Raw genomic sequence first — 10,873 nt, forward strand, 5'->3', positions numbered from 1 at the left:
TCTTGAAAAGCACAGGCAATAAGGAGGAAAAGCATTATGAAAGCTTCAAGTAAAAATAAACAAAGCATAAGTTTAAAACAATTCCTTTCAAGACCTGAAATAACAATGACGTTTGTACTTATAATATTTTGTCTTGCTTTAACTTTAGCTAGTGATGTTTTTGCTACGCCGCAGAATATTTTAAATATATTACGTCAGATCGCAGTATATGCAATTCTGGGCATCGGAGAGGCTTATATTATTATTACTGGTGGAATTGACTTATCAGTAGGCTCTCTGGTGGGATGGTCTGCATGCGTTGGCGGGGTGGTTGCTGAATGGGGATGGAGCCCAGGAATGGTTTTGATTGCAATGCTGGTTGCAGGTATTATCCCTGGAATAATTAATGGAATTTTGGTTGCCTGGGTAGGACTTCCTCCGTTTATTGCTACACTGGGAATGCTGAATATTGCATATGGGGGAGCTTTAATGATTACAAAAGGTTTCCCGATCAGATATAGAGGGACATGGCTTCATCAGTTTGGAGGCGGATATATAGGAATTGTACCAATATCGGTTATAGTAACGATTGTGCTTGTCATAATAGGATATGTTATTGCTGAACATACGATTTTTGGAAGGAATATTTATGCTTTAGGTAACAGTGAAAAAGCAGCCAAGCTGTCGGGAATAAAAACAGATTATGTAAAAATAATGACTTATGCGATAACAGGATTGCTGGCAGGAGTCTGTGCGGTTATTCAGGTGGGGCTTCTGGGCACTGCCGATGCTTCACTGGGGCAGGGAGCAGAGCTTGATGTGATAGCTGCCGTTGTTATTGGAGGAATCAGTATGTCTGGAGGTGAAGGGAATATCTTTGGTGTTCTAGTGGGAGCTATGATAATGGGAGTATTAAGAAATGCGTTTGTTCTGCTTGCTGTTTCAGGGTATGCGCAGATAGTTGCACTGGGTGTGGTTGTTGTCATTGCTGTTGCGGTAGATAGCTTGCGTAGGAAGAAGGCAACCGTGTAAAAGGGGAAAAGAATGTATTGGGAAATCCCAATAAAATAAAAAGAAAAGGAGAAAAAGGTATGAAAACAAAGAAAAAATGGATTGCTATGATGCTGGCAGCAGTTCTTGGAGTGTCTACAATAATGGCCGGATGCTCCAGTGGGGGAGGAGATACGCAAACAACAGGGGTTGACAGTTCTACAGATGCGACAGCAGAGACAACGGAAACAACAGAGACGGCAGAAGCAGCAGAAACGGCAGATTTTGTGCCTGCAGCAGAAATTGAGGTGCCTGAGGGCAAGAGGCTTGCTGTGCTCCCGGTAGATCAGGTAGCAGATGAAACGGTAAGAATTGCAGTTGTGGGGATGAATACCAATACGTTTGATCTATACGTGTACGAGGGCGTGGAATATGCTACTCAGGTCCTTGCAGATAGAAACTGTGTAGTTGATTTTATTTCCATTAAGGAACACAACATTACGGAATATGAGTCTAATATTCGAAGCTGCATGGTAGCAGGATATGACGCAATCTGTTGCAACGGATTTGGCGAACAGCTACAGGACATTATTTCTGAATGCACGGCTAATGGTGTTCCAGTGTTTATATTCAACAATCCAGCAGGAGAATCAGAATCCGACAGTGAAGCTTTAAGCTTCTGGGGACAGAGTGGTTTTGAAGGTGGAAAAGCGTTAGGTGAATTGGCTGTTGAAGAGTTGGGTGGAGAAGGAAAATATGCAATTATTACAGGAAACTTTTCACTTTCGGGTCATGAGGCAAGAAGATTGGGCTTCCGTAGTGTCATGGATGAATATGAAGGGATGGAATTAGTAGGGGAGTATGAGAATAACGATCTATATGAAACAGCATATGAGTTGACGACGAATCTTATCACTGCAAATCCTGATATATCCTGTATCTATGTAACCGCAGGAGGTCCCGGCGGTGCTGCACAGGCAATTGAGGATGCGGGACTTTCAGGAGAAATTGTTATGGTGTGCCATGATTGGATGCCTGATACAATGCCGTTTGTAGAGAGTGGAGTTATTAGTGGTGTGCTGGATCAGGAACCGTTTACTCAGGGGTATGCGCCAGTAATCGATGCCTTTAATTATTTAGTAGGCGGAATTACACCTGAGAAAGTAAATCTGATTGAGGGACAGATTGCAACGCCGGAAAATATTGATGAGGTTTATGTTGCTGAATAAACAGAAATTTTGAGATGCTAACTGTACAGGGAGAAGAGTAGTAAGTGGAATATTGAGAAAATAGAAAAATGGTGAAGCATGGGGCGTATAGCCCCTGCTTCACAGACATTCCGGAGGAACGGCCATGAGTGAGTATATATGTAGAATTAAGAATATTACAAAGGAATTTCCGGGTGTAAAAGCATTAAACAATGTATCTTTTGATATAAAACGGGGAGAAATTCATGCCATTGTAGGAGAAAATGGAGCAGGAAAGTCGACGTTAATGAATATTCTTTCCGGAGTTTACCAGCAGTCGAGTGGAGAATTAGAATTCGATGATGAGCCGGTTCGTTTTACCTCTACAAAAATGGCTAGGCAAAAGGGAATATCCATGATTCATCAGGAATTGTCCTTAGCCCAGCATATGACGGTGGCTGAAAATGTATTTCAGGGACGTATGCTCAAAAACCGTTTTGGGTTTGTAGACAAGAAGAGTATGCATGAGCAGACTAAGACAGCTCTGGAAAGGCTGGGTGCTGGATATATTGATGCGAATGGATTGGTAAGCTCTTTGGGAATTTCTCAGAAACAGCTGGTAGAGATTGCCAAAGCTATTTCTACAAACGCAAAGCTTTTGATCATGGATGAGCCCACGGCTTCTTTAACGACAAATGAAATTGATTTTCTTTTAAATGTTATGAGAGGCTTAAGAGAAGAAGGCGTGTCCATCTTATTCATTACGCACAAATTGGAAGAGGTATTGGCAGTAGCAGATACAATTTCTGTGTTGAGGGATGGCGAATACATAATTCGTTTAGATCCGAAGACTACAAGTATGTCTGAAATGATTCATCATATGGTGGGCAGAAAAAGTGATTTTAATTCTGCTCGGGAATTTATGGACAGCGACTCTTCTAGCCCTGTAATATTGGAGGTAAAAAACCTGAGTGTTCCTGGATATGTAGATGATGTAAGCTTTCAATTGAGAAAAGGTGAAGTCTTGGGACTAACAGGACTTGTGGGAGCAGGGCGTTCTGAACTTTTAAATGCTGTATTTGGATATTATGGACAGGTCAAGGGAGAAATTTTCCTGAAAGGAGAAAAAGTAACAATTCGAAGCTGTACAGATGCCATCAGCAAAGGGATTGGACTGGTACCTGAAAATAGAAAAGAAGCAGGTTTGTTTTTGAAGATGGCTGTACGTGATAACATGGTTTTAGTCTATGCGAGGACTCATTCCAAAGGTCCTTTTATGAATATGAAATCCACAACAGATCTTGCAGAGGAGTATATAGAAAAAATTTCTATTAAGACTCCAAGTATTATGCAAACGATAGTAAACCTAAGTGGAGGTAATCAACAAAAGGTGATTATTGCCCGCTGGCTGCTGCAAAAGCCGGACATTTTGATGCTGGATGAACCTACTCATGGGATAGATGTTGGGGCAAAAGAAGAAATCTATGCTTTGATTAATGACATAGCTAAACAGGGGATATCAGTAATCCTTTTATCTTCAGAGCTGCCTGAAATTCTTCGAATGAGTGATCGGGTCATGGTTATGCACAGGGGAAAATTAAAAGGAATTTTGGACCACAAAGAAGCAGAACAGGTAAAAATCATGAATTTAATCTTTGATCAGGAAATAGGAATGACTACTTAGAGGGATACAATATGAATAAAGAAAGAATACGCGAATTGGAAAAAATAGCAGCACAACTGCGAATTACCGGATTAAAAATGGTTCAATCGGCTCATTCCGGACATATTGGCGGTGCTTTTTCGCTATCAGAAATTATGGCGGTGTTATATTTTGAAAAGATGAATATAAAACCTGAGGAGCCAGACTGGGAGGACAGGGACAGATTTGTTTTATCAAAAGGACATGCAACAGTTGCACTGTATCCCACATTATCCCTTAGAGGTTTTTTTCCGAAAGAACGTCTTGACACATTTAGAAAAATAGATGGACATTTGTCTGGTCATGCAGAAATGCAGTATGTTCCAGGTGTAGATATGTCGACAGGCTCTTTAGGACAAGGGTTTTCTGCTGCAGTTGGAATGGCTTTGGCAGCAAGACAAGCACATAAGGATTATATGGTGTATGCAGTCTTGGGAGATGGAGAAATAGCAGAAGGGCAGATTTGGGAGGCCTGTATGTTTGCGGCTGCAAACCATATCGATCATTTAATTGGAATAGTAGATTCGAACAAGGTACAGCTGGATGGAACGGTTAAAGAAATTCTTGACACAGGAGATTTAAAGGAAAAATTCGAAAGCTTTGGTTTTTTTGTACAGACAATCAACGGGCATAATGTAGAAGAAATTGCGGAAGCAATAGATAACGCAAAAAAGGAAAAGGGAAGACCCTCCATGATTCTGGCTGATACGATAAAGGGAAAAGGTGTTTCGTTTATGGAAGGAACATGTGAGTGGCATGGAAAGACACCTAATGATGAACAATTTGCCAAGGCATTTGAGGAGCTATATGCAAAAGCTGCGGAATTGGAGGAGTAGAATATGGCAGAACAAATTGCAACCAGGCATGCATATGGAGAAGCTTTAAAGGAAATTGGAAAAAACACTTCGATTATTGCTTTTGATGCGGATGTTTCTACCTGCACGATGTCATGTGTATTTGGGAAAGCGTATCCAGAACGTTTTTATAATGTGGGAATTGCTGAAGCCAATATGATTGGAATGGCTGCAGGAATGGCAACGGCAGGATATATTCCGTTTGTTCATGCTTTTGCGATGTTTTGTGCAGGAAGAGGATATGAGCAGATTCGCAACAGCATTGCATACCCCAATTTAAATGTAAAAATAATAGGAACACATGCGGGGCTTTCAGTAGGAGAAGATGGGGCTACTCATCAGTGTTTGGAGGATTTGGCATTGATGAGAGTAATACCAAATATGATGGTTATATGCCCGGCGGACGGAAATGAGACAAGGGAAGCTGTAAGAGCGATAGAGAGACATAAAGGTCCTGCATATTTAAGATTGGGCAGAATGTCCGTAGATACAGTAACAGATTTCCCCTCGTACAAGTTTGAAATTGGAAAAGGAGTACTGATGCGAGACGGAACAGATGTTACAATTGTGGCTACAGGTTGTATGGTACAGGAGTCTCTTAAGGCGGCAAAAGCTTTGGAAATAAAGGGAATAAGTGCAAGAGTTATCAATGTACATACAGTTAAGCCTCTGGATAATCAGCTAATACTTAAGGCGGCAAAAGAGACGGGAGCTGTTGTGACTGCGGAGGAGCACCATATTTCAGGGGGACTGGGAGGTGCTGTGTCAGAATTCCTTGGCGAAGAATATCCAGTTCCTGTAATCCGTGTGGGGACTCGTGATAAATTTGGACGCTCAGGGGATGCCTTGAAGCTGATGAACATGTATGGACTGAATGCAGTCACGATTGCGGAAGCAGCAAAAAAAGCAATAAATATGAAAAGAGGGTGACATGTGCTTATGGATTTGGAAAAGAGGTATCAAGAATTAAGCAGTACAATAACAAAAGAACACAGCGAAGTCTTTAAGCTGCTTAGCATGGATGAACTTCAGAAGGCCTTAGATATAATAAAAAAGACAGAAAAAATTTTCGTTTTTGCAGCGGGAAGAGAAGGAATTTCTTTACGGGGCTTTGCTATGCGTCTGGCGCATTTAGGGAAAAAAGTATACTGGGTTTTCGATGATACAACTATAGGAATAACCCCTGGGGATTTGTATATAACATCTGAGGGCTCAGGAGAAGTAGGTTCGTTTGACTATTACTTAACAAAAGTGAAACAGGCTGGAGGAAATGTTTTGATGTTTACAGGTAATCCAGATGGAGCACATGTTAAAAAATATGCAGATTATACTGTCTTTGTCAAAGCTACGGCATACCTGGCTCACAGAACAGATGTAATACCTACAGTGCAGATGATGGGAAACCAATATGAGCAGCATCTATATATGCTATGTGATATTATGATTATGCTTTTGACTGAAGAATTGGGGCTGACATATAATGATTTGGAGGCCAGACATAGAAATGTCGAGTAGATAACAAGGGGTAAAAGTAAGGAAAAGATACTTGTTTTTGCAAGGAGGATTTTGTATAATATACGGTAAGGTATTGGAAATTGATGCCAGTTAAATATACAATTTATGGGGGAAAACGGTCAGCATAGGAGAAACATGAAGGGACAAGAGGTCGGGGTAAGTAACGTAAATGTAAGAATAGAAAACAGAAAAAAATTAATTAAGTTACTGTATCTTCACGACGGAATGACAAAACAGGAAATAGCACGTAACTTGTGCCTGAGTCTTCCGACAGTAAATGGATTGGTTCAAGAGCTTGAAGAAGAGAATATAGTTTATTTTCAAAAAGGTGTCCGTTCTTCTGGAGGAAGAATTCCTACATTAGTCTGGTTCAACAAAGATGTATTTGCTGTAGTTGGAGTAGAAATTACAGAAACAGGGACAAGAATTGCATTGATGAATATGGCGTGCAATATTATTGAGGAATGTTATATGAAAATTCCTTTTTCCGTAGAAAGCGATTACTGGAAAGAGATGAATTTTGAAATTCAGCAATTATTGTCGTCTAATCAAATACCAGAATCGAAGCTTCTCGGCATTGGTATCTCTATGCCGGGGCCGGTCGACAGAGAAAAAAAACGGGTTGAATCTGTACGTGATTTTCACATAGAGATACGTGATTTTAATTATGAATATCTGGAGCAGATTTTTGATTGTCCGTTTGTGTTCTGTAATGATGCTAATGCTGCAGGGTTTGCAGAAGTTTGGTTGAAAACAGATATTTACGATGCAGTATATTTGTCGGTATCTAAAGGTGTGGGAGGAGCGCTGATTCGTTCAAACAGCATTGTGCTCGGTGAAAACTGTAATGCAGGTGAAATTGGTCATATGGTTATCCAGGTTAATGGAAAACCATGCCAGTGTGGGAGAGCAGGATGTTTTGAAACGTATTGTTCAACCCGAGTGCTTTTAAAAGCAGCTGCAACAAAGAATCTAAAAGTTTTCTTTGAAAAAAAGAAAACAGATGATGGTCTGCAGAAGGTCTGGGAAGAATATTTGGACTATCTGGCTTTGGGAATCAGCAACTTGTCCTTAATTTTAGATATGCCAATTATTTTAGGAGGTGAAATTGCCCCGTATATTGAGGAAGATTTTGAGCGCCTGACAGGGAAAATATCAAAATTGATTCCTTTTGAACGTTCTTCTCCCGTGTGTATATTGAGTAAATTTCGAGCCAATGGATATGTGGTTGGCAGTGCCTTGCTTATTATAACAGAATATCTTGGAATTGCATAAATGTCTTTTGTTTAAAGCTTTTATCCGAATTAAAATGTATGATAACCGTGTAATTGAGCATTAAGAAGCATTCTAATATTGGATATTTGCAGATAAACAGAGAGTGTGAAAGGCTGTACTGTGAATATCTGTACAGCTTTTTTATTATGGAGAAAGACATATGCAAAAATATATACTTAGTGTTGATAATGGAGGAACTAATATAAAAGCGGTTTTATTTGATGTCAGAGGGCATCAGATTGTGACAGAGAAAATCCCCAATAATGCCTTAAACATAGCAGGAGGGCGAAGAGAGTTTGATGAGGAGGCCTTATGGAAAGCAAATTCAGCGTGTATAAAAAATCTTATAGAGAAATCAGAAATTAGACCAGAGGATATTTGCTGCATAGGAGTTTCGGGGCAGGGAAAAGGTTTATATATGGTTGATTCAGATGGAAAACCCATTAGAAATGCCATTACATCATCAGATTTGCGTGCAGATTCGTATTGCGTAAAATGGGAAAATGATGGTACATCGGATAAAGTATTTGATAAAATATTGCAACATCCTATTGCAGGGCAGACAGCACCTTTACTGCGGTGGCTGAAAGATGAAGAGCCAGAAAATTATGAAAAAATAAAATGGGTATTTTCTATGAAGGATTACCTGGTTTATAAAATGACTGGAAAAGCTGTAGCTGGAAAGGGATGCCAGTCAGGAACATGTCTGGTTAATTTACTTACAAAAGAATATGACAGGGAACTGCTTGAGGCTTTTGGAATAACGGAAATAGAAGATAAGCTTCCTCCTCTCGTCTGGGATACACAAATTTGCGGGTATATGACTAACGAAGCAGCTGTAGAATGTGGCTGCCGACCGGAGACTCCGGTCGCAGCTGGAATGTTTGATGTAGATGCGGGTGTCCTTGCTATGGGCATTACAGATGAAAAGAGTCTGTTTATGATTACAGGAACTTGTGGAGTGAACGGATATGTTTCTTATTCACCGGTAACAAATGGTTCTGTAATGTTTAATTCGTTGTACTCTTTACCAGATACATATTTGATTGAAGACTCAAGCGCGGCATCAGCAGGAATTTTGGAGTGGGTAAAAAAAATATTGGTAAAAGGAAAAATGGACGGAGCAGAGTATCATGAAATAAATGAGATGGTTGACAGTATAGAGCCGCAAAACAGTAAACTGATTTTTCTGCCAACCTTTCATGGATTTAAACATGGAGGAGGAGAAGGTTCAGGTATCAGCAGAGGGGCATGGATTGGCTTATGCGCGGAGCATACAGACAGAGAATTGTTCAGGGCAGTCTATGAAGGAGTAGCTTTTGTACATAAGATGCATTATGAGCATTTGGTAAATAATCGAGAGGAGCCCTCCACCATAAAAGTAGCAGGAGGGGCAGCAAATTCAAGAGTTTGGATGCAGCTATTTGCAGATGTTTTACAAATGCCGGTGGAGGTTTTTGAAAATAATGAAATGAGTGCGAAGGGAACTGCAATTGCCGCTTCCGTTGCTGCTGGAATTTATTCGGATATTGAAGAGGCAATTGAAAAAATGGTACAGCCTGGAAACATCATTTACCCTAGAAAAGAGTATGCACAAATATATGCTGAAAAATATGAGCGTTTTAAACGGGTATTAAATTTAATGGAAGCAGTATGGCCCTTATTTTAAGATTTGGAGGAGAAAAATGAAACTGCAGATAGCATTAGATTTTTTTAGTATAAATACTGCACTGCAAATGATGAAAATATTACACCCTTATGTTGATATTATAGAAATTGGAAGCCCTTTAGTATATGCAGAGGGTTTTCGAGCAATTACGAAAATGAAAGAAGCATACCCGGATTTGATGGTCTTGGCAGATTTAAAAATTGTAGATGGGGGATATGAGATTGGCCGGGAGGCATATAAAGCGGGGGCAGATATAGTGACTGCTGTTGGAATGACGAATGATATAACCCTGAAAGGGGTGATAAACGCAGCTAGAGAAAACAAAAAGCAAGCTATGGCAGATGCGATAGGAGTCGCAGATTTGTCTGGAAGGGTACAGGAGCTGGATAGAATGGGGTTTGATTATATTCTTTTACATACAGCTCATGATACCTTGGGACATTTTAAGACGCCAGTTGAAGATATGAAAAAAGTAAAAAAGTATGCAAAGAATTCTCAGATAGGAATATCAGGCGGAATAAACGAGACATTAATGGGTGAAGTAAAAAGTGCATTACCAGATTGGATCGTTGTGGGAAGTGGAATTACAAAGGCACAAAATCCGTTAAAAGCGATACAAACAATAAGAGAATTGATGTAAGAGGTATTGTTGTTTCAAGTAATTTTAAGGAGAATAGAAATGAAGTTTGGAATGGGATATGCTTACTGGGGAACTACCTGGAAATCAGACTTGGAACATTATAAGAAGGTTGCAAAAAAACTAGCAGACATGGGATTTCAGATGATGGAGCTCAATGCAGATCATATTTATCACATGAGTAATAAGGAACTACTAGAACTTAATGCTGTTGGAGAAGAGTATGGGTTGATTTTTTCTATTAACAGTGGGCCTGCAAAGCAATATGACTTGTCATCTCCTGATCCTGAGGTAAGAAAACGGGGCTTGGGCTACTTTATAGACATAGTAAAGAAAATGGGTGAAATCCATTCTCCAGTACTTGTAGGAGCAATCTATTCTTTTTGGCCTTCAGATTTTTCGGAAACAAATAAAATGACTGCATGGGAAAGAAGTATTCCGATGCTGAGAAAACTGGGAGAGGCTGCGGAAGTGTTTGGAATAGACTGTTCGCTGGAAGTGTTGAATAGAAATGAGACTTATATTATGAACAGCTGTGAAGAAGCAATTATGTATTGTAATGAGGTTGGAAAAAAGAATGTTAATATTTTACTTGATACCTATCACATGAATATTGAAGAAGATAATATGTGCGATGCGATTCGCCTTGCAGGGGAACGTCTTGGTCATTTTCATGTAGGAGAGGCTAATAGGAAGCTTCCAGGAATGAATGGTACGATAGATTGGGATGCTGTGGGCTACGCACTCCAAGACATTAATTATGAAAAAGGAGTAGTTATGGAACCCTTTTTAAAGTGTGGTGGGGAAGTAGGAAGAGATATTCGTGTATGGAGAGATCTAAGTCATGGTGCAGATGAAGATGCGCTTGATAAGTACTTAAGACAAGCTTTGTCGTTTTTAAAAGATAAATTTATTTTTTGATATTTTTAATATAAGTAAGCGAAAGGAAGGAATATAAGATTGAAAATGAAAAGTAGAGGGTATCCATTCCTTTAATCGCATGACAAACAAGCCATCTTTCGGTGGCTGCTTTAAAAATTGAATATTGAAAAGTTAAGGTTATGC

Annotated in this window: 10 protein-coding genes; all 10 read left to right on the forward strand. The window is 39.7% G+C overall.

Going from position 1 to position 10,873, the window contains the following annotated elements; genetic code table 11:
* Positions 1-36 precede the first annotated feature (36 nt).
* The 10 genes from B5E77_RS02730 to B5E77_RS02775 all read left to right on the forward strand — a co-directional run bounded on the left by B5E77_RS02730 (position 37) and on the right by B5E77_RS02775 (position 10,729).
* Positions 37-1,011, forward strand: coding sequence for an ABC transporter permease (locus B5E77_RS02730; protein ID WP_087163855.1), 975 nt, complete (start codon positions 37-39; stop codon positions 1,009-1,011).
* A 59-nt stretch (positions 1,012-1,070) separates the two neighbouring features.
* Positions 1,071-2,198 carry a sugar ABC transporter substrate-binding protein gene (locus B5E77_RS02735; protein WP_087163856.1) on the forward strand — a complete coding sequence of 376 codons (1,128 nt, stop codon included), beginning with the start codon at positions 1,071-1,073 and terminating at the stop codon, positions 2,196-2,198.
* 124 nt (positions 2,199-2,322) lie between these two features.
* Positions 2,323-3,840 (forward strand): sugar ABC transporter ATP-binding protein, encoded by a 1,518-nt coding sequence (locus B5E77_RS02740; RefSeq protein WP_087163857.1) that lies wholly within the window; start codon positions 2,323-2,325, stop codon positions 3,838-3,840.
* A gap of 11 nt (positions 3,841-3,851) precedes the next feature.
* Complete coding sequence (locus B5E77_RS02745) at positions 3,852-4,694, forward strand: transketolase (protein WP_087163858.1); 843 nt, start codon at positions 3,852-3,854, stop codon at positions 4,692-4,694.
* A gap of 3 nt (positions 4,695-4,697) precedes the next feature.
* The gene (locus B5E77_RS02750) at positions 4,698-5,642 is read left to right on the forward strand and encodes a transketolase family protein (RefSeq protein ID WP_087163859.1); all 945 of its coding nucleotides are present in this window, start codon (positions 4,698-4,700) and stop codon (positions 5,640-5,642) included.
* Between the two features lie 9 nt (positions 5,643-5,651).
* Complete coding sequence (locus B5E77_RS02755; protein WP_087163860.1) at positions 5,652-6,227, forward strand: hypothetical protein; 576 nt, start codon at positions 5,652-5,654, stop codon at positions 6,225-6,227.
* A gap of 135 nt (positions 6,228-6,362) precedes the next feature.
* Positions 6,363-7,502, forward strand: a complete 1,140-nt coding sequence (locus B5E77_RS02760) for an ROK family protein (protein WP_162609627.1) — start codon at positions 6,363-6,365, stop codon at positions 7,500-7,502.
* A gap of 160 nt (positions 7,503-7,662) precedes the next feature.
* The gene (locus tag B5E77_RS02765; protein WP_087163862.1) at positions 7,663-9,171 is read left to right on the forward strand and encodes an FGGY-family carbohydrate kinase; all 1,509 of its coding nucleotides are present in this window, start codon (positions 7,663-7,665) and stop codon (positions 9,169-9,171) included.
* 16 nt (positions 9,172-9,187) lie between these two features.
* Positions 9,188-9,811 (forward strand): 3-hexulose-6-phosphate synthase, encoded by a 624-nt coding sequence (gene hxlA, locus B5E77_RS02770; RefSeq protein ID WP_087163863.1) that lies wholly within the window; start codon positions 9,188-9,190, stop codon positions 9,809-9,811.
* 39 nt (positions 9,812-9,850) lie between these two features.
* Positions 9,851-10,729 (forward strand): D-psicose 3-epimerase, encoded by an 879-nt coding sequence (locus tag B5E77_RS02775; RefSeq protein WP_087163864.1) that lies wholly within the window; start codon positions 9,851-9,853, stop codon positions 10,727-10,729.
* The last annotated feature ends 144 nt before the right edge of the window (positions 10,730-10,873 follow it).

Source organism: Lachnoclostridium sp. An131 (genome assembly GCF_002160825.1).
Lineage (GTDB): Bacteria > Bacillota > Clostridia > Lachnospirales > Lachnospiraceae > Laedolimicola.

Excerpts from the sequence above, each read along its gene's own strand:
- B5E77_RS02740 (WP_087163857.1), top strand. The coding sequence starts at position 2,323 with ATGAGTGAGTATATATGTAGAATTAAGAATATTACAAAGGAATTTCCG.
- B5E77_RS02765 (WP_087163862.1), top strand. The coding sequence starts at position 7,663 with ATGCAAAAATATATACTTAGTGTTGATAATGGAGGAACTAATATAAAA.
- B5E77_RS02735 (WP_087163856.1), top strand. The coding sequence starts at position 1,071 with ATGAAAACAAAGAAAAAATGGATTGCTATGATGCTGGCAGCAGTTCTT.
- B5E77_RS02745 (WP_087163858.1), top strand. The coding sequence starts at position 3,852 with ATGAATAAAGAAAGAATACGCGAATTGGAAAAAATAGCAGCACAACTG.
- B5E77_RS02760 (WP_162609627.1), top strand. The coding sequence starts at position 6,363 with ATGAAGGGACAAGAGGTCGGGGTAAGTAACGTAAATGTAAGAATAGAA.
- B5E77_RS02775 (WP_087163864.1), top strand. The coding sequence starts at position 9,851 with ATGAAGTTTGGAATGGGATATGCTTACTGGGGAACTACCTGGAAATCA.
- B5E77_RS02730 (WP_087163855.1), top strand. The coding sequence starts at position 37 with ATGAAAGCTTCAAGTAAAAATAAACAAAGCATAAGTTTAAAACAATTC.
- B5E77_RS02755 (WP_087163860.1), top strand. The coding sequence starts at position 5,652 with ATGGATTTGGAAAAGAGGTATCAAGAATTAAGCAGTACAATAACAAAA.
- hxlA (WP_087163863.1), top strand. The coding sequence starts at position 9,188 with ATGAAACTGCAGATAGCATTAGATTTTTTTAGTATAAATACTGCACTG.
- B5E77_RS02750 (WP_087163859.1), top strand. The coding sequence starts at position 4,698 with ATGGCAGAACAAATTGCAACCAGGCATGCATATGGAGAAGCTTTAAAG.